This is a genomic window from Nocardia altamirensis NBRC 108246, assembly GCF_001612685.1.
Lineage (GTDB): Bacteria > Actinomycetota > Actinomycetes > Mycobacteriales > Mycobacteriaceae > Nocardia > Nocardia altamirensis.
In genome coordinates this window covers 155,557-178,011 of sequence record NZ_BDAY01000014.1, presented here as the reverse complement: position 1 = coordinate 178,011, position 22,455 = coordinate 155,557, and the positions used below count along the sequence as shown (strand labels likewise).

General features: G+C 67.7%; 23 protein-coding genes. 10 read left to right on the top strand and 13 right to left on the bottom strand.

All coding sequences use genetic code 11. The features are described from left to right. Nucleotides 1-18: 18 nt before the first annotated feature. The 5 genes from NA11_RS10150 to NA11_RS10130 are packed head-to-tail and all read left to right on the top strand — an operon-like array spanning nt 19 to nt 5,478. On the top strand, nt 19-1,980 hold the full coding sequence (locus NA11_RS10150) for a CRTAC1 family protein (RefSeq protein ID WP_141717504.1): 1,962 nt from the start codon (nt 19-21) through the stop codon (nt 1,978-1,980). Next, a complete protein-coding gene (locus NA11_RS10145; RefSeq protein WP_084654448.1) occupies nt 1,980-3,182 on the top strand; it encodes an RnfABCDGE type electron transport complex subunit D in 1,203 nt (400 codons plus the stop codon). Before NA11_RS10150 ends, NA11_RS10145 begins: the two co-directional genes overlap by 1 nt. Beyond that, entirely contained in the window at nt 3,179-3,673 is a 495-nt protein-coding gene (locus NA11_RS10140; protein WP_069161545.1) for a flavin reductase family protein, read from the top strand. The genes NA11_RS10145 and NA11_RS10140 overlap by 4 nt, the downstream gene beginning before the upstream one ends. Before the next feature lie 19 nt (nt 3,674-3,692). Continuing rightward, the gene (locus NA11_RS10135; protein WP_084654447.1) at nt 3,693-4,658 is read left to right on the top strand and encodes a DUF1702 family protein; all 966 of its coding nucleotides are present in this window, start codon (nt 3,693-3,695) and stop codon (nt 4,656-4,658) included. Between the two features lie 10 nt (nt 4,659-4,668). Further along, nucleotides 4,669-5,478, top strand: a complete 810-nt coding sequence (locus tag NA11_RS10130; protein WP_069161543.1) for an SDR family oxidoreductase — start codon at nt 4,669-4,671, stop codon at nt 5,476-5,478. A 76-nt stretch (nt 5,479-5,554) separates the two neighbouring features. Here NA11_RS10130 and NA11_RS10125 read toward each other — a convergent pair whose 3' ends face one another. Continuing rightward, the gene (locus NA11_RS10125) at nt 5,555-5,992 is read right to left on the bottom strand and encodes a DoxX family protein (RefSeq protein WP_069161542.1); all 438 of its coding nucleotides are present in this window, start codon (nt 5,990-5,992) and stop codon (nt 5,555-5,557) included. Nucleotides 5,993-6,091: 99 nt separating this feature from the next. Here NA11_RS10125 and NA11_RS10120 point away from each other — a divergent pair, with 99 nt between their 5' ends. The 3 genes from NA11_RS10120 to NA11_RS10110 all read left to right on the top strand — a co-directional run bounded on the left by NA11_RS10120 (nt 6,092) and on the right by NA11_RS10110 (nt 7,701). Beyond that, nucleotides 6,092-6,658 carry a TetR/AcrR family transcriptional regulator gene (locus tag NA11_RS10120; RefSeq protein WP_069161541.1) on the top strand — a complete coding sequence of 189 codons (567 nt, stop codon included), beginning with the start codon at nt 6,092-6,094 and terminating at the stop codon, nt 6,656-6,658. Nucleotides 6,659-6,811: 153 nt separating this feature from the next. Then, complete coding sequence (locus tag NA11_RS10115) at nt 6,812-7,237, top strand: SUKH-4 family immunity protein (protein WP_141717503.1); 426 nt, start codon at nt 6,812-6,814, stop codon at nt 7,235-7,237. Nucleotides 7,238-7,278: 41 nt separating this feature from the next. Next, nucleotides 7,279-7,701: a MarR family winged helix-turn-helix transcriptional regulator gene (locus tag NA11_RS10110; protein WP_069161539.1), complete on the top strand. Its 423-nt coding sequence runs from the start codon at nt 7,279-7,281 to the stop codon at nt 7,699-7,701. A gap of 188 nt (nt 7,702-7,889) precedes the next feature. On the opposite strand, the gene NA11_RS10105 is transcribed toward NA11_RS10110, so the two are convergent. The 6 genes from NA11_RS10105 to NA11_RS10080 form a co-directional block, all read right to left on the bottom strand. Further along, nucleotides 7,890-8,327, bottom strand: coding sequence for a DoxX family protein (locus tag NA11_RS10105; protein ID WP_069161538.1), 438 nt, complete (start codon nt 8,325-8,327; stop codon nt 7,890-7,892). 109 nt (nt 8,328-8,436) lie between these two features. Next, on the bottom strand, nt 8,437-9,717 hold the full coding sequence (locus NA11_RS10100) for an MFS transporter (protein WP_069161537.1): 1,281 nt from the start codon (nt 9,715-9,717) through the stop codon (nt 8,437-8,439). 299 nt (nt 9,718-10,016) lie between these two features. Then, nucleotides 10,017-11,426 (bottom strand): nitrilase-related carbon-nitrogen hydrolase, encoded by a 1,410-nt coding sequence (locus tag NA11_RS10095; RefSeq protein ID WP_167837611.1) that lies wholly within the window; start codon nt 11,424-11,426, stop codon nt 10,017-10,019. A 76-nt stretch (nt 11,427-11,502) separates the two neighbouring features. Further along, the gene (locus NA11_RS10090; protein WP_069161535.1) at nt 11,503-12,165 is read right to left on the bottom strand and encodes a response regulator; all 663 of its coding nucleotides are present in this window, start codon (nt 12,163-12,165) and stop codon (nt 11,503-11,505) included. Continuing rightward, nucleotides 12,162-13,343 (bottom strand): sensor histidine kinase, encoded by a 1,182-nt coding sequence (locus tag NA11_RS10085; protein ID WP_218023280.1) that lies wholly within the window; start codon nt 13,341-13,343, stop codon nt 12,162-12,164. Before NA11_RS10085 ends, NA11_RS10090 begins: the two co-directional genes overlap by 4 nt. A 110-nt stretch (nt 13,344-13,453) precedes the next feature. After that, complete coding sequence (locus NA11_RS10080) at nt 13,454-14,215, bottom strand: SDR family oxidoreductase (protein WP_069161534.1); 762 nt, start codon at nt 14,213-14,215, stop codon at nt 13,454-13,456. A 229-nt stretch (nt 14,216-14,444) separates the two neighbouring features. On the opposite strand from NA11_RS10080, the gene NA11_RS10075 reads away from it, so the two are divergent. Both NA11_RS10075 and NA11_RS44680 read left to right on the top strand, forming a co-directional pair. Beyond that, entirely contained in the window at nt 14,445-14,819 is a 375-nt protein-coding gene (locus tag NA11_RS10075; protein ID WP_069161533.1) for a hypothetical protein, read from the top strand. 447 nt (nt 14,820-15,266) lie between these two features. After that, nucleotides 15,267-15,653, top strand: coding sequence for a hypothetical protein (locus tag NA11_RS44680; protein ID WP_141717502.1), 387 nt, complete (start codon nt 15,267-15,269; stop codon nt 15,651-15,653). Nucleotides 15,654-15,901: 248 nt separating this feature from the next. On the opposite strand, the gene NA11_RS10065 is transcribed toward NA11_RS44680, so the two are convergent. From NA11_RS10065 to NA11_RS10040, 6 genes are all read right to left on the bottom strand, one after another. Then, nucleotides 15,902-16,096 (bottom strand): hypothetical protein, encoded by a 195-nt coding sequence (locus tag NA11_RS10065; protein WP_141717501.1) that lies wholly within the window; start codon nt 16,094-16,096, stop codon nt 15,902-15,904. Nucleotides 16,097-16,536: 440 nt separating this feature from the next. Further along, a complete protein-coding gene (locus NA11_RS10060; protein WP_069161530.1) occupies nt 16,537-17,328 on the bottom strand; it encodes a 3-oxoacyl-ACP reductase in 792 nt (263 codons plus the stop codon). Beyond that, nucleotides 17,325-18,686 carry an aldehyde dehydrogenase family protein gene (locus tag NA11_RS10055; protein WP_069161529.1) on the bottom strand — a complete coding sequence of 454 codons (1,362 nt, stop codon included), beginning with the start codon at nt 18,684-18,686 and terminating at the stop codon, nt 17,325-17,327. Before NA11_RS10055 ends, NA11_RS10060 begins: the two co-directional genes overlap by 4 nt. Next, the gene (locus NA11_RS10050) at nt 18,683-19,438 is read right to left on the bottom strand and encodes a gamma-glutamyl-gamma-aminobutyrate hydrolase family protein (protein WP_069161528.1); all 756 of its coding nucleotides are present in this window, start codon (nt 19,436-19,438) and stop codon (nt 18,683-18,685) included. The genes NA11_RS10055 and NA11_RS10050 overlap by 4 nt, the downstream gene beginning before the upstream one ends. Beyond that, nucleotides 19,419-20,783, bottom strand: coding sequence for a glutamine synthetase family protein (locus NA11_RS10045; protein ID WP_084654442.1), 1,365 nt, complete (start codon nt 20,781-20,783; stop codon nt 19,419-19,421). The genes NA11_RS10050 and NA11_RS10045 overlap by 20 nt, the downstream gene beginning before the upstream one ends. A gap of 74 nt (nt 20,784-20,857) precedes the next feature. Further along, nucleotides 20,858-22,450, bottom strand: a complete 1,593-nt coding sequence (locus tag NA11_RS10040) for a type 1 periplasmic-binding domain-containing protein (RefSeq protein ID WP_069161526.1) — start codon at nt 22,448-22,450, stop codon at nt 20,858-20,860. Nucleotides 22,451-22,455 lie beyond the last annotated feature (5 nt).

The window sequence follows — 22,455 nt, the reverse complement described above, 5'->3', positions numbered from 1 at the left end:
GTTCTCCGGAAAGCTGTGGTGCCAGCGGTAGCCCTGTTGATCATGGGCGCCTTGTTCATCCCGGCGCGCAGCTCGCTGCTGCCCACCTTCGACGACGCGGGCGGTCCGATCGCCAGCCGGTTCGACTTCACGCCGATGCCGATCGCGATGCCGGACGGCGTCCGCAGCGATCGCACGATCCGCGACGTGCGGTACCCGTACGAGCACCTTGCGGCGTGGATCTCCTCGATCGGCGCGGCCGCCGCGATGAACGACATCGACGGCAACCGGCTCTCCGACGATCTGTGCATGGTCGACGTCCGGGCGGACAAGGTGTACGTCACCCCCACCCCGGACAGCAAGACCAGCCGGTACGCGCCGTTCATCCTCGACCCGGCGCCGCTGCGGATGGACGAGGCCGCGGTGCCCGCCGGGTGCGTGCCCGGCGACTACAACAGTGACGGCCGGACCGACCTGCTCGTGCACTTCTACGGCCGCACGCCGATCGTCTACCTGCAGCGGTCGGACGCAAAGACGCTGGACGGCAAGGCATTCCGCCCGGTCGACCTGGTTCCGGTCCCCGATTCCGAGGATGGCACGTACCACGGGCAGCGCTGGATCACCGCCGCCGTCGCCATCGCCGACTTCGACGGCAACGGCACCACCGACATCTTCATCGGCAACTACTTCCCCGACATGGACGCGTTGAAGCAGGACGGTCGCCTCGCGCTGTGGATGACCGACTCGTTCTCCAACGCCGCCAACGGCGGTGGTAACCGCATCTTCACGCTGAACGGCGCCACCGCGGGCCCCGAACCAACGGTCGACTACCGAGAAGTGGCCCAGCCGTTCCCGATCGGCAAATCCTCCGGGTGGGTGCTCGCCGCGGCCGCCACCGATCTCACTGGCGACCAGCTCCCAGAGCTGTACGTGTCCAACGACTTCGGCAAGGACCGGATGTTCGTCAACCGGTCCAAGCCCGGTGACATCCGCTTCGGCTTCGCCGAGGGCGAGCGCGGTATCACCGACCCGAAATCCTATGTCATGGGCCATGATTCGTACAAAGGCATGGCCGCCGACTTCGGTGACCTGAACGGTGACGGCATGCCCGACCTGTTCGTCAGCAATATCGCCGCACGGTTCGCGCTGATGGAAGGGCATTTCGCCTGGTACAACACGGCCAAGAACACCGAGGATGCCGCCGCCGAGCTCAACGACGGCGTCGCACCGTTCAAGAACCGGGCCCCCGAGGTCGGATTGGCGTGGCAGACCTGGGGCTGGGACGCCAAGATCGACGACTTCGACAACGACGGCCGCAACGAGGTGATCCAGGCGACCGGGATGATCAAGGGCGACACCAACCGGTGGCCGCAGATCCAGGAAGCGGGCACCATCAACGACGATCTGGTGAAATACCCAGTGGCATGGCCGGTTATCGCCAAGGGCGATGACCTGTCCGGCAGCGATCCCATGGGCTTCTTCAGCCAGGGTGACGACGGCAAGTTCGCCAACCTCACCCACGCGCTCGGCATGGACGCCCCGATCCCCTCGCGCGGCATCGCGGTCGGCGACACCACCGGCAGCGGCGCGCTCAGCTTCGCCGTCGCCAGGCAGTGGGCGGACCCGGTCTTCTACCGCAACAACGGGGCGAAGGACGGTCAGTTCCTCGGGCTGAAGCTGGTCAAACCGGCCAAGGACGGCTCGGCTCCCACCACCGTCGCCGGACTTCCCACGCTCGGCGTTCCTGCCATCGACGCGCAGGTGCAGGTGCGCACACCGGACGGCAAGCTGCACACCGCGCACCTCGACGGCGGCAGCGGCCACACCGGAAAGCGTGCCACCGAGGTACATCTCGGCCTCGGCGACGTCGATCCGAAGGCGCCGCTCGAGGTCAAGCTGTGCTGGCGCGACAGCAAGGGTGCACCGCACGAGCAGACGATCCAGCTCACACCGGGCTGGCACACGATGAGCCTCACTTCCAGTGCTCAGGAGGTCAAGTGATGAGCGACAACGACAAGCCGACTCCCGGTGCGACCAACGGTCAACCGGACGGATCACCACCCAGTGTCGACGCCACCGGAAACGGCAGCGCCGATGGCGTCGGAAGCCACAGTGCCGAAGGAAAAGTCGCCGACGGCAACGGCGACGGGCATGCGACGAGCACGACCGAACGCATCGTCGCGTTGCAGCGCTCGGGCACCGAGTTCGCCAAGGAGTGGGTGGAAACTCCTGCGCCCGTGAAAGACAAGCGCTATCTCGCGCTGCGCAACTTCGCCATCTCGATCACCATCTTCAATCTCATCGGTTTCCCGCTGCTCGGTTTCGAACAGCCGTTCCTGTGGCCGTTCATCGCACTGGCCACCGCGTACACCGTGGAGATCGGCCTGGAAGTCCTTGCGTCCTGGGCATATCAGCGCAAGCCCGCCTTCATGGGCCGTGGGCCGCGCGGCATGTTCGAGTTCCTGCTGCCCGCGCACATCACCGGTCTCGCGTTCAACTTCCTGACCTTCGCGCATGATCAGCTGTGGCCGGTCATCTTCGGCGTCACCGTTGCCGTCGGCGCGAAGTGGGTGTTGCGGGCCAAGATCAACGGCAAGATGCGGCACTTCATGAACCCGTCGAACTTCGGCATCGTGGTGGCCATCCTGGTCTTCCCGATGATCGCGGTCGCGCCGCCGTATCACTTCGTGGAGAACATCTCCGGTCCGGCGGACGCGCTCATCATCGTGGTGTTGCTGTTCACCGGCACCATGCTCAACGCCAAGTTGACGCTGAAGATGCCGCTGATCTTGGCCTGGGTCGGGGCCTTCGTGTTGCAGGCGGTGGTGCGCGGACTGTTCGAGCCGGGAGTCTCGGTCTTCGCCTCGTTCACGGTCATCACCGGGCTCGCGTTCGTCCTGTTCTCCAACTACATGGTCACCGACCCCGGCACGACGCCGACGGGCAAGAAGCAGCAGATGATGTTCGGTGCCTCGGTCGGCATCGTGTACGGCATCGTCACCGCGCTGCACATCTCCTACGGCCTGTTCTTCGCGCTCGTCATCGTCTGCGGTGCGCGCGGAATGTATTGGTGGGCACGCGGAATCGCCGAATGGTGGCAGCCGCAACCGGCGACGCCGAGCACGCCCGCCGAGCCGGCGGTTGTCGCGGCGAAGGCAACGCCGAATGCGGCCGAGCTCGAAAAGGAGGCGGCACGCCCATGACCGACAGCGCCGAGCTGCGCCGCGTGCTCGGCGCGTTCACCACCGGTGTCACGGTGATCACCACCGGATGGCCACGGCCACACGGGATGACCGCCAACGCGTTCACGTCCGTCTCGCTCGATCCCCCGCTGATCCTGGTGTGCGTCGCGCACACCGCCAGGCTGCATCGGGCGATCCAGGAGGCGGGCGCGTTCGCCATTTCGGTGCTCACGGCGCAGCAGGAGGCACTGGCCCGCTACTTCGCCGATTCCACGAGACCCGATGGCTCCGCACAATTCCGGCAGGTGGACTGGCACGAGGGCCCGCACACCGGCGCGCCGATGCTGGCGCGGACGGTGGCAGGGCTGGAATGCAAGCTCGACACGATCCACGACTGCGGTGACCACAGCATCGTCATCGGCGAGGTCGTGCACGCCGAACGAGATCCCGCGCTGGCCGCCGCGGGGGCGCTCGCCTTCTACGACGGCGGCTATCGGCCCTTCATCCCATGAAGAAACGGAGAACCCTGTCATGCCTTCACCTTTGGGCCCGCTGCGCGCGGCCTTATTTGTTCCGAGTCCGGCCAGCGTGCGCACGGTGATGCAGAGCTTCGAACAGTCGAACCCGCATGCCGCGCTCGAGCTGGAGCAGGTGACGATGAACCTGGTCGGCGGGATCGACAAGGCGGTGCGCAGTTCGAACAACGCCGAATTGGTCGCCCAGCTCGCGCAGGTGCCGCCCAAGTATCGCGGATTCGCCTATGAGGGTGCGGCCGTCGGGCTCACCGCCATCGACTCGCTCTCGCCCGGACACCGGGCCCACGATCTGATCGTCGGGCCCGAGTCGAAGGTGCACGACCTCACCATGGTCGTCGGGGTCGGGCTGGCGCTCGCGAAGATCCCGAAGCAGCGCTGGAAGAAGCTCTTTCCGCAACATCCGCTGTTCAAGTGGCTGGCGGTGGACGGGTACGGCTTCTACAAGGCGTTCTTCCAGAAGCGGCGCTACGTGGACGGCCAGCACATCGACACCAGGTACCCGCGATGGATGGGCGATCGCGCCAACCTGCAGCGTATCGCGGACAACGGCCTCGGCAGGGCGCTGTGGTTCATCGGCGGCGGCACGCCGAAGGCGGTGGCCGAACGCATCGGCGGCTTCGCCGAACAGCGCCACGCCGATCTGTGGAGCGGGGTCGGCATCGCGGTGACCTTCGCCGGCGGCGTGGAACCCATTGACATGGAGGAACTCTGGGAGGTCGCCGGGCAATACCGGCCACAGGTCTCGCTGGGCTGCGCAATGGTCACCAAGATCAGGCAGCAGACCAACAGCAGCAACGAGCACAGCGAGGCGGCGGCACGGGTGTTCTGCGGGCACTCGGTCGCGGAAACCGATGCGCTGATCAACGATTCGCTGCTCGACCTGCCCACCGACGGCAGCTCGGGGACCTACCTGCTGTGGCGTGATCGGATCGCGGAGATCGTCACCGCGAGCCGGACCTGAGGGTCGCGCGATGACCGGTCGCAACGGAACGCAGTGGGTCGGTAAGCATGTCATCGTGACCGGCGGTTCGGAGGGGATCGGTGCCGCCGTTGCGTCCGCGTTCGCCAGGCGCGGCGCGCAGGTCTCGGTGATCGCGCGGCGCAAGGTGCCGTTGCGGGACGCGGCCAAGCGGATCGGCGGCGACTGGGCCGTCGCCGATGTCACGCACCGGGACCAACTCGCCTCGGCCATCGCGGAATTGGAGGGCAAGCACGGGCCGTGCGAGGCACTCGCCTGCTGCGCGGGGCTCACGCTGCCCGGCCGGTTCCTCGATGTCGAGGCGGGCGAGTTCGAGGTGCAGATGAGCGCCAACTATCTCGGCGCGGTGCACGCGGTGCGCTGCGTGCTGCCCGGGATGGTCGAAAGGTCGCGCGGCAAGGTCCTTCTCGTGAGCTCGACCAGCGCGTTCCTCGGTATCGTCGGTTACAGCGGCTACGGACCGACCAAGGCGAGCGTTCGGCAGTTCGCGCTGTGCCTGCGCTACGAGGCCGAACCCGCAGGCATCGGGGTGACGGTGATCTATCCGGCCGACACCGACACACCGGGGCTGGCCAAGGAGAATGTCCGTAAACCGGTGGAGACCAAGGCGATTACCGGATCGATCGAGCCGATGTCGGCCGAGCGCGTCGCCGAGGCCGCCGTGCGCGGGCTGGAGCGTGGGCGGCATCACCTCGCGCTGGATCCGCTGACCAGGTTCTTCCTCGCGTGGGCGAACCTGCCGGAGGATATGGCGCGGCCGTTCATGCGGCGCACCATCGCGAAGGCGCGCGCGGCGACCTGAGCGCACCCGGCAAAGCCCGCCCTGGCACCGTAAATCGTTGCGCGGGCGGGCTTTGCCGTCGACCCCATGGATGTCGTCAGCCGACGAGCACAAGGGCGAGTGCTCCGATGAAGATCAGCTGGACGACGGCGCGCAGCGGCAGCGGCATGGTCTTGATGCCGAGATCCGTCTTGGCCGCACGGATATTGGCCGGGAACATCAGGACCATCATCGCGATCAGTGCCGAGGCCGCGACGGCCGAGGTCGCCGGGATGAGCAGTCCGACCGCGCCTGCCAGTTCGAGCACGCCGGTGATAGTGACGAGCGCGGCCGGTTTGGGCAGTGCGGGCGGCACCATCGCCACCAGTGCCTCACGGCGCGGCGAGAGGAAGTGCGCGCTCGCGGTCAGCACGAACATCGCCGCGAGGCCGATCGCGACGGCGTGTGGCCACGAGTCGAGCCATTCGAGTCCGGCGAGCCAGCCGATGAGCCTGGCCAGAGCGGCGATGACAGTGAGTACAACCAGCGGTGCCATCAGGGTCTCCTACTGTGTTTCCATCAATCTTGACAGTGGAAAGATTAGCGCCGATGACGACAACTTGTCAATGGCTAGATTATCGGGCACCATCGAGGCATGGCGAAAAGCGGTTACCATCACGGCGATCTGCGGGCCACCATCCTGGCCGCGGCCGCCGACCAGATCGCGACCGACGGCGTCGACTCGGTGTCCCTGCGCGAGCTGGCCCGCAGGGCGGGCGTCTCGCACGCGGCACCGGCCCATCACTTCGGCGACCGCGCCGGTGTGCTGACCGCGCTGGCCATCGAGGGATACGAACTGCTCGCCGCCGCGCTCACGGCGGCAGGGCCCGACTTCCGCGAAGTCGCCGTCGCCTACATCCGATTCGCGCGCGAGCACCCCGGCCATTTCGATGTGATGTTCCGGCACACCCTGTTACGCGCCGACGACCCGCGCCTGCACGAGGCCAGGCTCGCCTCGGCGGCGGCGCTGCGCTCCGGTGTGTCCGCCATCCGTCCCGGCGATCTCGCACAGCAACAGGCGACCCAGCTGGCCGCCTGGTCGCTGGTGCACGGCTTCGCCGCACTGTGGCGGGAAGGCGCACTGGACAATTCGAGCCTGGCCGCAGGCGCCGACCCGGAGACGCTGGCCAGGCGCATGCTCGCCACGGTGCGATTCGACTGACCTGTGTTGTCTACCAACCAGTGAATGATTGACCTGTGTTGTCGACCAACCCATGAATAACGACCATCCGACAGGTTTCGATCAACCGGCAAACCCCGCCGTCCGACAGCAAATCCCGGACAACGCGAACAACCGCCGGGCGCGTACGGCACAGTGGGGCACCAGGATTGCGGAAAGGAGCTGGCGCCACCACCGGTGGCCGCCGTCGACACGATGGACATCCATGCCTACCCGACCGAGTGCACCACACCGGTGACCCTCGCCGAAGCAGAGCGTCTCGCCGAGCGCTATCTCTCCTTCGACGACGACGCCGGACGTGGCATCGCCAACCGGATCACCGAATTCGACAGCTGTTTCGTCGTCGTCGCCATCTTCGTGCCACCGCCGCCCACCGAATCCCGCACTCCCCCAAGCCCACTACCCATCGGCGGCACGGTGAGCACCATCGACAAAGCCACCGGCGCCATCACCCTGTGGCCCACCTATCCGCCCGACGTGGTCGCCGAGCACCACGCGACCGCGTTGCGCACCGGCACCCTGATCATCGAGGAGACCTGGCCCCAGCACACCGACGGCTAGCCCGCAGTCTTAACCAGGTAAGACTTGAGTATGCTCGACGAGTGGACGATGGACTCGCGGACTTGCTGCATCGAGTGGTGTACCTGCTCGGGGAAGCAACACGACGGCGCGTGGACAACGCAGGCGGGCTCAGTTACAGCCAGATGCGGCTGCTCGGGACGCTGGAGGAAATCCAGCCGGTGACCCAACACCAACTGGCGCAGGCGCTTTCGGTGTCCGATCCGGCGATCAGCCGGGCATTGCGCCCGCTGGAGGAAGCCGGACTCGTCCAGGTCGACCCCGACCCCGCGCACGGACGGCGACGACTGGTCAGCACCACCGAAGCAGGCCGCAACGCCTTCCACACCACCGGCAAACCGCTCTACGACGAGCTGCGCAACGCCCTGCTCGCGGCCGACTTCCCGTACGAACGCTATCTGCACGACACCACGGTGCTGGCCAAGCTCCTCGAGCCGCGCGAATAGTCGCTCGAAAACGGCGGTACCGCATTGTGATACGCGACGGCGGCTACCTGGTCCTTGCGCCGAGCAGGCGCGGACCAGGTAGCCGCTGGATCGATCGCCGCCAACCCCGACAAGCGATCGATCCGGTACACGCACGAATGGCGATCGGTGGGGGTGGCCACCGATCGCCGGTCGTGCTCAAGGGTGTGTCATCGCGACAGCGTGTTGCGCAGGTCGGTGAGGGTGGCGCGGCGTTCGTAGGCGATCCAGGCGAAGATCACCGCGAGCACCAGCGGGAAGATCCCCATCGCGGGCTTGTCGGCGATGAAGGCCTGGGTGGCTGCGGCGAGCACGGTCAGGACCGACAGTCCTGCTGCGGCCAGGGCGCTCAGTCGTGGCACCATCAGCCCGATACCGCCTGCGACCTCGACGACGCCGATGAAGATGAGCAGCCCGAGGGGGATGGTCAGGTTCTCGGGGGCATTGTCCATCAAGGTGTTCGGGATGACGAGCTTGGGCCCGCCGGAGGCGATGATGAAGAACAGGCCGAGCACGATCTGCAGGGTCCACAGGACGCGGTTGCGGATCTTGCCAGGGCGGTAGGCGGCGTCGTCGGAGAAGTGGGCGGTGGGGTCGGCGGTGGTCATTGCTGGTCCTTCTGGTCGGTCGCGCCGGGTTGGTAGCGCGTTCACCAGATAGGACGGAGCACCGTCACAGAACTCATCGCTGCCCGCAAAGTTTTTCCGAACCGCCTGGCTAGGGCGCGATTGCCGCTCCGGCGGGGACGAGGGTAGGCGCGTCGTCGCCCGCGTCGGGGACCTCGGTGCCGCGCAGCGAGGTGCCCGCGGTCTCCCGCAGGAAGCACCAGGCGACGAAGCCGATCAGGCTGGCGCCGACCATATAGGCCGCGGGAAACAAGGACCAGCCGGTCGATTCGATGGCGGCCTCGTTGACCAGGGGTGCGGTGCCGCCGAAGGCCGCGGTGGACACGTTGTAGGCGAGGGCGAATCCCGCATAGCGGACGTGCGTCGGAAAGATCGCAGGGAAGGTGGAGCTGATGGTCGACAACTGCGGAACGTACAGCAGGCCGAGCACGACGAATCCGACGATGGCCCACGCGGTGCCCTGTCCCATCAGCCAGTACATCGGGATGGCCAGGACCGCGAGACCGACCAGCGAGAACAACCACAGCGGCCTGCGCCCGACCCGGTCGGACAGGCGGCCGAAGAAGGGCAGCACCAGCATCATCACCAGCTGACCGATCAGCATCATCGCGGTCGCGTCCGACTCCCCCATGCCGATGGTCTTCTGCAGGTAGGTCGGCTGATAGGTGAGCAGCGTGTAGTTCACCACGTTGAGGGCGACAACCAGCCCGGCCATGGTGAGCAACTCGCGCCGATAGGTGGTCACCAGCTCGCGCAGGCCACCCGGCGGGCGCTTCTCCTCGGCGACCTCGCTGAACACCGGGCTCTCGTCGAGGGCCGAGCGCAGGTACCAGCCGATCAGGCCGAGCGGGACCGCGAGCAGGAACGGGATCCGCCAGCCCCAGTCGTGCATCGCATCGGATCCGATCGCCAGCTGACAGGCGAGCACCGTCGCCGAACCGCCGACAAAGCCTGCGAGCGTGCCGAATTCGAGGAAGCTGCCGAGGAACCCGCGTTTCTTGTCGGACGCGCATTCGGCCAGATAGGTTGCGGCGCCACCGTATTCGCCGCCGGTCGAAAAGCCCTGCACGACACGCAACGTGATGAGCAGGATCGGCGCGAGCACGCCGATCTGGGCGTGCGTCGGCAACAGGCCGATCGCACCGGTGGCGGCGGCCATCAACAGAATCGTGGTGGCCAGTACCGCTTTTCGGCCGATCCGGTCACCGAGCGGACCCCACACCATGCCGCCGAGCGGGCGCAACACGAACGAGACAGCAAAGCCGAGCATGGTGCCGAGGGTGCCGAGTTCGCCGGGAAAGAAAGCGTCGGTCAGGTAGGTGGCCGTCGCCGCGTAGACGCCGTAGTCGAACCATTCGGTGGCATTGCCCATCGCGGAAGCGGCGACCGATCGCCGTAGTGGAAAACTCTCGGAGTCCTCGGCAGTCACGTGCACGTTCCTCTCCAGCCCGTCGGACGGACCCTGTTTCGTGCCTCCTCCGGGTCCTGACACCAGAGACCGGGCACGAAATAGACCGATACCCACGTTTCTCGCGGCGCAAACCCCACCCCTGGGTCGGGAGACGGCCGGGCATACGGCGCGACCTGCACCGGAGTAGGCGAATGTGAAGAGTGTCACGGTCAGGTAACGGCCCCGCGAATCCGCGGTTCCCGCACCACGAACGCCGTCCGTCAATCCCTGCGGCGCCGCCACACCGATCCGGCGAGCACGACGCCGAACAGCAGCACACAGGTCCAGCCGAACCAGTTCCCGAATCGGACGTAGACCGTGTCGCCTGACGTCAGTGGGATTCGAGCGAACACCGACCGCGTCACCGTCAGATCCGTGACCGCCGCGGCGAGCACCCGCCCGCGGGCATCGCTGGCCACCAGCTCGCCGAGTTGCGGCGCCCGCGCGACGCCCATCCCGAATTCGACGCCGCGCAGCACCGCCATCCGACTGTGCAACCAACGATCGACGGTGAAATCGAGGGCGGGGACCAGGAGCAGGGTCGCGCCACTGCGCTGGTTCGCCCGGACCAGGTCGGGGAAGTCCAGGTCGAAGCAGACCGCCAATGCCCATGGCTGATCGGGGACGTTCTGCCACTGGGTGCCCGGCCGATGCTCGTCCTCCAACCCCGGGATCAGGTGGTGCTTGGCGTAGCGCACCCCGGACGGATAGTCGATCGCGGCGTTGTAGCTGATGCCGCCCGTGGTGAGGACCAGTCCGGCGACCACATGGATGGCGCGTCGCGTCGCGACCTCGGTCAGTGGTCCGGACAGCAGCGACAAGGTGGAGTCGTCGGCGCGCCATGCCTTTTCCGGCAACACCACCACCTGCGCGCCCTGATCGGCGAGCCGGTCGATCTCGACGACGACCCGCGCGACCATGTCGCGTCCCTCGGCCGAATCCACCGGAACGTACTTCGGCGGCTGCGCGACCGCGACGAGCCCGACCGCGACCGCCTCGCGCTCCGGTGCGACCGCCAGCCGCCAGCCGCCGTACGCACCGATCGCAACCAGCACCGCGGCGGCCGCTGCGCCTACCCGAAGGCGTTGCACCCGAGTCACTTCCGGTGCACACAGCACCGCGATCGCCGAGGGCGCCAGCACCAGCACGAACGTGATCCCCCATACCCCGGTGAGCGAAGCGGTCTGCATCAGCGGCAGCACGTCCGCCTGGCTGTAGGCGATGCTCCACCACGCGCCGAACGGACCGACCACCGACATCAAGAATTCCGCGCTCACCCAGCCGGCCGGTAGCGCGAGCGCCGCGAGGCCTGGCCGCCCGCGCACCAGCAACGCACGCATCAGCACGGCGATCAAACCGAACAGCACGGCGCTGCCACCGAGCAGCAAGACCGCAACGGGGACAGGTTGTGCCACGGTGTCGGTGAGGTAGCACCAGATGCGCACCTCACCGCCCAACCAGGACAGCGCACCGGCGAGAAACGCGGTCCGCGCGGACACCCGAGGGACGAGCAGCAACACCGGTAACGGTGCGAGGAAGGCCAACCCGGGCACCGGACGCAACCCGGTGCCGAAATACCACAGCAGAGCAGAGAGCACGATCGCCGATGCGGCGAGGACAAAGCGTTTCACCACTTCGATATTCGGCTCCCGTCCGCCCGAGCACATCGCCGAAACGAGCCAATCGCGGCTCCCCCGCAGGAGCGAGTCAGGCGAGGCCGCCCGGTACGACCAGACCTGCCTCGTAGGCGAACACCACCGCTTGCACCCGATCACGCAGGCCAAGCTTCGAAAGGACTGCGCTGACATGGGTTTTCACGGTGTGCTCGCTGACCGTCATGGCCGTCGCGATCTCCGCGTTCGAACATCCGCGCGCCAGCTGGCGCAACGTGTCGCGTTCACGCTCGGTGAGTTCGCCTAGGCGACGGGCCAGTTCGGGCCGCGGCCTGCCACGGTCGGCGAGATCGGCGATCAGGCGGCGGGTCACCGTCGGGGCGAGCAGCGCCTCGCCCGCGGCGACGACGCGGACCGCTTCGGCCAGTTCTTCGCGGCGCGCGTCCTTGAGCAGGAACCCGCTCGCGCCGGCCCGCAGGGCGTCGTAGACATACTCGTCGAGGTCGAACATGGTGAGCACCAACACTTTCGCTGAGGTTTCGGCGCAGATACGCCGAGTGGCCGCCACGCCGTCGAGGCGTGGCATCCTGACGTCCATCACCACCACATCGGGGGCGAGCGCGACGGCCTTGTCGATCGCTTCCAGCCCGTCCGCGGCCTCGCCGACCACGGCGAGGTCCGGTTGCGCGTCGAGGATCATGCCGAATCCGGCACGGAACAGGTCCTGGTCGTCCACCACGAGCACGCGCACGCTCAACTCCGTTGTCCGAGTGGAAGTTCGGCCGCCACGTCGAACCCGTGCGCCGAGGGACCGTGCCGTAGCCTGCCGCCGCTGGCGGTGACCCGCTCGCGCATGCCGAGCAGCCCGTACCCGGCGCAGTCAGCCGCGTGCGCTCCCGGTGGAGTGGCCGGACCGCAGCCGTCGTCCGAAACTCGCACCGTCAGTGTCTGATCCGACCAACGAAGCGAAACCCGCACGCTCGTGGCGCGCGCGTGCTTGCCGGTGTTCGTCAGCGCCTCCTGCACCACCCGGTACGCCGTGACCGCCACCTCGTCGGATACCGCGCGGCGCGGGCCGTCCTCGTTCAGCGTCGCCGCGAGCCCGCCGCGTCGCGTGCGGTCGACCAGGTCGGCGATCGCCTCGATGCCCGGTTGGTGCCTCGGTTCGGCGGCTGCGTCGCGCAGCGTGCCGAGGCTGCGCCGAAGTTGTTGCACCGCAACGCGGCCGGTATCGGCAATGCTCGCGAAGGTGGCGTCCGCGCGATCCGGGTCGGCGCGGGTGAACAGCGGTCCTGCCTCGGCCTGCACGATCATCGCACCGAGCGAGTGGGTGACGATGTCGTGCATGTCCCTGGCGATGCACAGCCGTTCCCGATCCAGGGCGGCAACCCGCTCTTCCTCCAGCCTGCGGGCGCGCTCCTGGAGCATCTCGATCTGGGCCCGCCGCGCCCGGACACCGGTACCGAGCGCCCATGCGGTCAGAAAGGACATGGCGGCGTACCCGTAGGAGTCCAGGCTCTCGTTGGGGATGACCAGGGAAAGCAGGATGCCGAAAGCACCTGCCAGGAAGGCGAATCGGCGCCGCACCGGCGGGCTGTACGCGGCAATGGTGTACGCGCAGATCACGGTGCCGTACGGCAGGGCAGGCATGGCGTGCACGCAGGCGAGCAGGGTGAGCGCCGGGCCGACCACCAGGAACGTCGCGACCGGCGCGCGCCGCCGCCACAGCACCGGCGCCGACGCGACGACCGCGAGCAGCACCACCCACCACGGGTGGCCTGCCAGCACGGTGGGGCCGACGCTGGCGACGGTGATCACGGCGGTCAGCACGAGATCGACGGCGCCGGGCGGGATGCGTTCGAACCGTTCGATCACCCGCCGGGTCGCGTCGTCGACGGCTCGCCAGGCCGGGGCGGCCGCACTGATAAGCCTCACAAGGAGTCAGTGTGGGCCGCCCGCTGCCACCGTGGCCTCACTCTCCGGGCTGATCCGCGCCTCACTCCTGCGCATGAGATCGCCCGCCGAATCCGGCGTACACCCGAGAGTCAGCCGAGCCGCTCGGCGAGGAACTGCTCCCAGGTCCGTGTGCCGAGCTGCGTGCCGTCGAAGGTCAGGTTCGCGCCTGCTCGATACACCTTGCCCACCTTGCCAGGCAGCCGCACCGGCAGCAGCGGCCGCCGTTTCCCCGTCGCCTGCAGATAGCTACGGACCAGCTCATCGAGCCCGTACACCGTCGGCCCGGCCAGGTCGGGCACCGGCCCGGCCGGCTCGTCCAGCGTCAGTTCGACGAGCCGAGCCGCGACGTCGCGCACATCGACCGGCTGCAAGCGCACGCCGCCGGGGTTCGGGACCACCGGCAGCTTCGCCAGCGTGCGCACCGCGGTGAACGCGAGATCGTGGAACTGCGCCGCCCGCAGCGTCGTGAACGGGATACCCGACTCGGCGATGATCTGCTCCGAATCGGCCTTGGCTTTGAAGTACCCGAGCGGGATCCGGTCGGCCGCGATCACCGAGATGTAGACAAGGTGCCGCACCCCGGCCCGTGCGGCCGCATCAGCAAGGTGTCCGGTGGCCACGTCGTCGCCCTTCGGGCCGCCCGCGAGGTGCAGCACGAGCTCGGCCCCGCCGACCGCGGCGGCAACGCCATCGCCCTTCAGCAGATCACCGGTCACGTAGTCGATGCCGTCGGCCGATTCGTGCGCGTTGCGGCTCAGCAGGCGCACCTTGGCGCCCGCGTCCACCAGCAAGGGCACCACCTGCCTGCCAAGGGTGCCGGTACCGCCGGTGACCAGAATCGTCGCAGTCATGTCTTCGCCTCTCACCCGAACCGGGGCTCGCCGCCCCGGCGTCTCGACAGCTCTTCACCCAAATGACGACGCGGGCCACGCGACTGTGACATCCGGGCGCTGCGGCGGGCGGTGGACTTGCCTGCGCTACCGGCAGGTTCCGCCTATTCCCCCAGTTCAGCATTAACGTGTTGAACGTTTGATCAGCATGTACGCATGTACCACTTCAATGAAAGAAGGGGCTACACACATGATTGGCAAGATAGGAACCGCAGCGGCCGCAGGGCTGACCGCGGCACTGTTGTTCGCCGGCGTCGCTGGAGCCACACAGACCGACCTGACGATGGTCAAGGCGCCGATCGACTGCCCGAAGACCGAAGGCGCCGCAGGTGGCAACGGCGTCCTGCCTGAGCTGCCCAAGTTGCCGGGCATGGATGGCCTGGACACCGGTAGCGCGAATCCAGGAGCCGCCAAGCAGCAGGCGGATCCGAAGTGCGACGACAGCACGAAGAACGGTGCTGGCGACAAGACCGAGAAGAAAAGCACGCCCGGCGACCAGAAAGCCACGCCCGGCGAGCAGAAGAAGGCCACACCCGACGAGTCGGGTGTGCCCAACGGCAACTAGACGCCGGCATGGCGCACTTCGGTGCGGTCCTGCGACCAACCCGACGATCGGCCCGCCGGCTCGTTCGCTGACGGTCTCAGCCTCCGACGCGACGGCAGCAACCGCCCCGCCAGGCGGTGACAGGTGACCCGTCACCCGGACCCGATCGCTGCTCGGCGTCGTCGCCGCCTTCCCGCGGCGACGACGCCACCGGGATCGAATTATCGAATAGGACATTTCGCGCATTTCCTCGGCCGAGGCCGCAGCCATATCCACTCGATTCCCGCAATTGAGCGCGATCGAGCGTCGATTTCGAAGGCTGCCAAGCAAGCGAATTTCACTGGCGAACATTCAGAAAAATCAGAAAGTAGACCGGACCATTTTGCTCAATGTGATGTGAGCCACTAACGTGTTGAACGATTGATCAGCATGTACGCATGTACCACTTCACTAGAGAAGGGGCTACACATGAAACACATGAAGGGAACCGTGGCCATCGCAGGAATGGCCGCGTCGCTGCTATTCGCCGGCGTCGCAGGAGCCGACGCGTTCCACACTGATCTCGTGACCGACGGCCGCACCGTTGTTGCCGCACCCGCAGATGGCGGCGCTGGTGGCGCCGGTGGCGCTGGTGGCGCGACCCAAGGCGACAACGGCGGCGCAGGAAAGTCCGGCCCGAGCGGCGGCGCGACCGATCCATCGACAACCTCGCCCGACGGTAAGGCAGGCGCCGCGCCGGAGTGCAAGTGCGACGAGAAGGGCGCACCGAAGACCGATGGGACGCCGGCACTGCCGGGTGGCGGCGGGATGCCTTCGCTGCCGGGCGGCCTGACGATCCCGGGTTCAGGCAACTGAGCCGAGGCTGTTCGACGTCGTCGCCGAGCGTGCGCTCGGCGACGACGCGCAGCCATCGCATGGTGCAGCTGACCGGAGTTTTCGGCGAGTTACGTCGGATTCTTCTGCCCACCGTGATGTGAGCCACTAACGTGTTGAACGTTTGATCATCATGTACGGACGTACCACTTCGACGAGAGAAGGGGTTACCCACATGAATTACCTGAAGGGAACTGCGGTTGCCGCAGGGCTAGCCGCGTCACTTCTACTCACCGGTTTCGCAGCAGCGCAACCACCGGCTGCCTGCGGTTACGCAGCGGCTCAGCCAGGGGCCGCTCCGGCTGCTCCGGCACCGGCTGCTCCGGCTCCGGCCGCTCCGGCTGCTCCGGCGCCCGCCGCACCAGCACCCGCCGCACCGGCTGCACCAGCCGCACCGGCCGCTCCCGGCGGAACTGCGACAGCACCCGACAGTTCGGCAGCCGCGCCATCCACGATGGGCGGCAACGGAGCCGGAGCGGGAGCTACCGCACCATCGGGCAACCCCGGCGCGGTGGAAGGCCTCAAAGGCCTGAACGAACAGCTGGGAATTCTGGGGAATATGTTGAACGGCGCCCCGGCTGCTCCTGCCCCGGCCCCGGCTGCTCCGGCGCCGGCAGCTCCGGAGCCAGCGGCCCCTGCGCCAGCCGCGTAGCTGCCCAGCACATGAATGATCGCTGGGCACACTGTGGTGTAACCCCGCGAGTGAGCAGTCGGTCGATCCGATCGACGTGTTCACAGCACCGCCCGGCGTCTCCGCTCTCCGTCACTGCCGAATCACTCGACCAGTGCATCGCAGCGGAACCGGGAGCTGTTCAGCGTCGTCGCCGGGCCGATGTGCCCGGCGACGACGCCGCTCCAGCCGCGACTACAGCGGCGTCACATACGCACCGGAGATGCCACCGTCCACCAGGAACTGGCTTGCCGTGATGAACGACGCGTCGTCGCTGGCGAGAAACGCCACGGCGGCGGCGATTTCCTCGGGCTCGGCGAATCGGCCGGTGGGAATGTGCACCAGGCGCCGGGCGGCGCGCTCCGGGTCCTTGGCGAACAGCTCCTGCAGCAGGGGCGTGTTGACCGGGCCGGGGCACAGCGCGTTGACCCGGATTCCGTTGCGGGCGAACTGGACTCCGAGTTCGCGGCTCATGGCGAGCACACCGCCCTTCGACGCGGTGTAGGAGATCTGGGAGGTCGCCGCGCCCATCACCGCAACGAAGGACGCGGTGTTGATGACCGATCCTTTGCCGCGTTCCAGCATGTGCTGGATGGCGTACTTGCTGCACAGGTAGACCGAGGTCAGGTTGACCTCCTGGACCCGCCGCCAGGCGTCGATGCCGGTGGTGAGGATCGAATCATCCTCCGGCGGTGAGATTCCCGCATTGTTGAACGCGATGTCGAGTCCGCCGTAGACGTCCACCGCGGTCTGGAACAGCGCTTCGACCTGTGCTTCGTCGGTGACGTCGACCTTGACGTACCGCCCGCCGACCTCCGCGGCTGCCGCCTCACCGGTGGTTGCGTCGATATCGGCGACGACCACCTTCGCGCCCTCGGCGGCGAAGCGGCGGACCGTAGCGAGGCCGATGCCGCTCCCGCCGCCGGTGACGACGGCGACTCGATCCTGTAAGCGCTGCAAAGCATCTCCTGTTCGGTGTTGGTTCATTGCGTGGCGATGAAGACGTTTTTGGTGTCGGTGAACGCGAGCGCCGCGTCGGGGCCGAGCTCACGGCCGAGCCCGGAGTGTTTGAAGCCACCGAACGGGGTCCAATACCGCACGGAGGAATGCGAATTCACCGACAGGTTGCCCGCCTCCACCGCGCGGGACACCCGCAGCGCGCGGCCGACGTCGGAGGTCCAGATCGAGCCGGACAGCCCGTACTCGGTGTCGTTGGCGATCCGGATGGCGTCGGCCTCGTCCTCGAACGGGAGCACCGCGACCACCGGCCCGAACACCTCCTCGGTGAGCACCCGGTCGGTCGGCGAGCCGGGCAGCACAACCGTTGGCGCATACCAGAATCCGGGCCCGTCGGGGCGCTCGCCGGTGAACGCGACCTTGGTCGACGGCTCGATGAAGGTCGCGACGCGCTCGCGGTGCGCGGCAGAGATCAGCGGGCCCATTTCGGTGGACTCCAGCGCCGGATCGCCGACCCGCACCCCGCGCACCGCGGGCTCCAGCAGTTCGAGGAATCGATCGAAGACACTGCGCTGCACCAGAATTCGCGATCGCGCGCAGCAGTCCTGACCCGCATTGTCGAACACACCGTACGGCGCGGTGGCGGCGGCACGTTCCAGATCGGCGTCGGCGAACACGATGTTGGCGCTCTTGCCGCCGAGTTCCAGCGTCACCCGCTTCACCTGCTGCGCGCAGCCTGCCATGATCTGCGTGCCGATCTCGGTGGAGCCGGTGAACACCACCTTGCGCACCGCGGGATGGGTCACGAACCGCTGCCCGACCACCGAACCCTTGCCCGGCAGCACCTGGAAGACGTCCGCGGGCAGCCCCGCCTCGCGCGCGAGCTCGCCGAGCCGGATCGCGGTCAGCGGCGTGAGCTCAGCAGGCTTGAGCACCACCGTGTTTCCGGCGGCAAGCGCGGGCCCGAAACCCCACGCCGCGATCGGCATCGGGAAATTCCACGGCACGATCACCCCGACCACGCCGAGCGGTTCGTGGAAGGTGATGTCGACACCGCCCGCGACCGGAATCTGCTGGCCGAGCAGCCGTTCCGGGATGCCTGCCGCATAGTGCAGCACATCGCGGACGTTGCCGGCCTCCCAGCGGGCGTTGCCGATGGTGTGGCCGGAGTTGGCCACCTCCAACTGCGCCAACCGCTCCAGATCCGCGTCGACGGCCTCGGCGAACCGGCGCAGCAACCGGGCCCGATCACCGGGCGCCACCTCGCGCCAGGCCGCCGCCGCCCGCTGCGCGCGGTCGATCGCGGCATCGGTCTCGGCTTCGCCGGTGAGCTCGACCGTTGTCACGACCTCTTCGGTCGCCGGGTTCACCACCTGCGTTGTCGTCACGACATACGCTCCCTTCGATAGTCTTCGGCCGCCGCGACCAATGCGCGGGTCAATCGCCGGTCGAGCGCGTCGACCTCCGGATGCCATTGCACGCCAACGAGAAACGGGCCATCGGGGGCTTCCGCGGCCTCGATGGTGCCGTCCGCCGCATGCGCGGTGGCAATCAGGCCGTTCGCCAGCCGGTCGATCGCCTGATGATGATGACAGTTGGCCTTCACGTCCGCCCCGGCGATCGCGGCGACCCGGCTGCCTGGCACGGTCGTCACCTGGGTGGTGGTGAAGCCGCCTTCGGTGCCCGAATGCTCAGCGTGCCCGACCACCTCGGGCAGGTGCTGGATCAGCGAGCCGCCCATGGCGACGTTCACCACCTGCAGCCCACGGCACACCGCCAGGATCGGCAGGTCCACCGCTCGGGCCAGCTCGAACAGCCGGAATTCCGAATCGTCCCGATCAGGCCTGGTGTAGGTGAGCGGGTGCGCCGGTGCGCCGTAGCGATCCGGCCCAACGTCGGCGCCGCCGGTCAGCACCAGCCCGTCCAGGCGCGCGACCAACTCGGGCCTGGCCACCCCGACCGGCGGCAGCAGCACGGGGATGCCGCCCGCTTCCACGACCATCTGGACATAGCTGAAGTGCAGCACCGCGCTGTCGACCTGCCACGAGCCGAAGCGTGCGGATTCGGCGTAGGTCGGCAGGCCGATCAGCGGATGAGAAACCCCAGCGTCCGGTAGGACCTCAGAGTCTTTCGAATCCACGAACTCGCTCCCAATCGGTGACGGCGGCGTCGAAGGCCACCAGCTCGACCTGCGCCGCGTTGCGGTAATGCTCCACTACATCATCACCGAACGCATTCCGCGCGACCTTGCTGTCCCCGAAGAGCTGCGCGGCCTCGCGCAGTGTGTGCGGCACCCGTGGCCGCTCCGATCGATAGGCGTTGCCGTGGAACTCCGGCTCCAACGGGAGCCGCTGCTCGATGCCGTGCAAGCCGGCCGCGATGGCGGCGGCCACCGCGAGGTAGGGGTTCACGTCGCCGCCGGGCACCCGGTTCTCCAGCCGCAGCGAGTCGCCGTGCCCGACCACCCGCAGCGCGCAGGTCCGGTTGTCGGCGCCCCAGGCGATGGCGGTCGGCGCGAAGCTGCCCGGCACGAATCGCTTGTAGGAGTTGATGTTCGGCGCGAACAGATAGGTGAACTCGCGCAGGCAGTCGAGCTGGCCCGCGACGAAATGCCGCATGAGCGGCGACCAGCCGTCCGCCTCGTCGCCCGCGAGCACCGCAGCGCCGTCGTCGCCGCGCAGGCTGATGTGGATATGGCACGAATTACCTTCGCGCTCATTGTATTTCGCCATGAAGGTGAGGCTGCGCCGCTCCTGCGCGGCGATCTCCTTGGCGCCGGTCTTGTAGATGCTGTGGTTGTCGCAGGTGGTCAGCGCATCGTCGTAGCGGAACGTGATCTCGTGCTGGCCGGGGTTGCACTCACCCTTGGCCGACTCGACATACATACCCGCGCCGTCCATTTCGGTGCGGATACGGCGCAGCAGCGGCTCGATGCGCGCGGTGCCGAGCATCGAATAGTCGACGTTGTACTGGTTGGCGGGACGCAGGTCGCGATAACCCGAGGACCATGCCGCCTCGTAACTGTCGTCGAACACCAGGAATTCGAGCTCGGTGCCGACGAACGCGCGCAGCCCGTGCTCGGCCAGCCGCGCCAGCTGTGCCCGCAGCACCTGCCGCGGCGACATCGCGACGGGCTTGCCTGCCGGCTCCACCTGCTCGACATCGCACAGCACCAGCGCGGTACCAGGCCACCACGGCACCGCACGCAACGTGTTCAGGTCGGGGCGGAGCACGAAATCGCCGTAGCCGGTGTCCCACGACGACATCGCATAGCCGTCGACCGTGGTCATGTCCACGTCCACGGCGAGCAGATAATTGCACGCCTCGGTCGCGTGCTCGACCACCTCGTCCAGGAAATAGCGTGCGGCGCAACGCTTTCCCTGCAACCGGCCCTGCATGTCGGTCATCGCGACCAACACCGTGTCGATCTCCCCGGCCGCCACCCGCTCACGCAACTGCGCCAGACTCAACATCCCGCTACGCATCCACAGCCCCTCTCGGCACCAACGGTGCTCACGCTAGAGCAAATCGGCGGCATTTATGGTGGGACACACAAAGTTCAGCGCACGCATTGGGGAATGGACTCACCAGGCCGCACCTCGACGGTCGGCACGTACGGCGGGCGATCCACCGAGGTGGTGACCGGGCACAGCCGGACGACCCGCGGCGTCTGGCCGGTGCGGTTGCCGCTGTTGTCGAAGATGATGGGGCCGCCTGCACCGGGCACCGCCGCGTCCGGCGCGGAGAAGCCGCTGATGGTCGCGTTCACCTGGCTGCGCCGCACCGGGCTGGTGGCGGGCAGGCTGCGCAGCGCGGTGTCGATGGTGGTCACCGCGTCGTAGGCGTTGACCGCCCACCCGTCGCCGACATGGGCGATATCGAAGCCCGCGTCCCGGTACGCCTTCTCGAACACCGTCCAGTTGGGATTGCTCGCCTGCGGTCCGTCCGCGCCGGCGACCAACGTGAACAGCAGCCGCACCCGGCCGTCCGCGAAGGTCTGCGAGGACAGCGCCTTGGTCCGCAGGTCCTCAAGCGCCTGATCCGATTCGACGGTGCGCAGTCGGTTGCCGTCGGACGTGCTGACCACGGTGACCGAAGTCGCCGCGCACTGACCGTTCGCGTAGGCCTCGTCGAGGCTGTAGAGCAGCCTGCCCAGATCGCGGCCACGGGCGATATAGGCGATCGTCACGTCCTTCACGGTGGAGCACACCCGCTTCGCGGTCTGCGGCACGGTGCTCGGCTCCGAGGTGTCGAACTTGACCTCGATCAGGTTGCCGCCGTACTGGCGTTGCAGGAACGGCAGCGTGGTGCAGGTGTACGGGTCCGATCCGCCGACCGGAACCATGATGAAGTCCGGCCTGCCGGTGACCACGGCGCCGATCGCCTGCACCTGGACGGCAACCCGGAATCCGACGCGATAGATGTAGTCGCTGGCGATGCCGTCCGCGTAGGAGTTGCCCTTGTCGCAGCCCGTGAAGTCGGGGGTGTCCGTCTTCGAACCGTCCTGGTCGAATCCCTCTGCGGTGACCACATCGGACACCATCGGAATCCCCTCCGCGGCAAGCACTTCGGCAACCTCCGCGGTGCTCTGGTGGCTGAGGCCGATGCCTGCGACGGCGACCACGTCCGCCCGCGCCGCCATCGCGCGGGCAACGCCGAGCGGGTCTCCGTTGCGCTGGTAGTCACCGATCTGCCCGATCACGAGCCGCATCGGATGCAGGCATCCGGTGCTGTTCGCCCTGCGCTGGCCTGCCGCCATCCCCTCCAGCTCGTGCACGGCCCTGCTGCCTGCCAGCTGATCGGTCATGGTCAGCAGCACACCGACGGTCGCGGGGCTGCCGGGGCATTCGTCGGCCGCCGCGCGATTCTGCGCGTCGATCACGCCGAGCACCTGCTTGAACGCCGCGAGGTCGAAAGCGTAAGGGCCCTCGGACAATCCGACGCAGCGATCGCCCGCCTGCCATGCGGTGGTGTCGGGCAACCAGCTCTCGTTACAGGTGAACGCACGGTGCAGCCGCTCGCCCGAGGCGAACCCGGCACCGGCGAGCACCACAAGCACGACCACGACGGCCAACCGCACCCAGTCGGTCCACCGGCGCGGGAACGGCCGGTCCAGCCTCGGGATCACCCATAGCCGATAGCGCGATGCCACGATCG

Bases quoted from the DNA above. Each gene is read 5' to 3' on its own strand.
- NA11_RS10145 (WP_084654448.1), top strand. From the start codon at position 1,980: ATGAGCGACAACGACAAGCCGACTCCCGGTGCGACCAACGGTCAACCG.
- NA11_RS10140 (WP_069161545.1), top strand. From the start codon at position 3,179: ATGACCGACAGCGCCGAGCTGCGCCGCGTGCTCGGCGCGTTCACCACC.
- NA11_RS10135 (WP_084654447.1), top strand. From the start codon at position 3,693: ATGCCTTCACCTTTGGGCCCGCTGCGCGCGGCCTTATTTGTTCCGAGT.
- NA11_RS10130 (WP_069161543.1), top strand. From the start codon at position 4,669: ATGACCGGTCGCAACGGAACGCAGTGGGTCGGTAAGCATGTCATCGTG.
- NA11_RS10125 (WP_069161542.1), bottom strand. From the start codon at position 5,992: ATGGCACCGCTGGTTGTACTCACTGTCATCGCCGCTCTGGCCAGGCTC.
- NA11_RS10120 (WP_069161541.1), top strand. From the start codon at position 6,092: ATGGCGAAAAGCGGTTACCATCACGGCGATCTGCGGGCCACCATCCTG.
- NA11_RS10105 (WP_069161538.1), bottom strand. From the start codon at position 8,327: ATGACCACCGCCGACCCCACCGCCCACTTCTCCGACGACGCCGCCTAC.
- NA11_RS10100 (WP_069161537.1), bottom strand. From the start codon at position 9,717: ATGGGCAATGCCACCGAATGGTTCGACTACGGCGTCTACGCGGCGACG.
- NA11_RS10080 (WP_069161534.1), bottom strand. From the start codon at position 14,215: ATGACTGCGACGATTCTGGTCACCGGCGGTACCGGCACCCTTGGCAGG.
- NA11_RS10075 (WP_069161533.1), top strand. From the start codon at position 14,445: ATGATTGGCAAGATAGGAACCGCAGCGGCCGCAGGGCTGACCGCGGCA.
- NA11_RS44680 (WP_141717502.1), top strand. From the start codon at position 15,267: ATGAAACACATGAAGGGAACCGTGGCCATCGCAGGAATGGCCGCGTCG.
- NA11_RS10060 (WP_069161530.1), bottom strand. From the start codon at position 17,328: ATGAACCAACACCGAACAGGAGATGCTTTGCAGCGCTTACAGGATCGA.
- NA11_RS10045 (WP_084654442.1), bottom strand. From the start codon at position 20,783: ATGCGTAGCGGGATGTTGAGTCTGGCGCAGTTGCGTGAGCGGGTGGCG.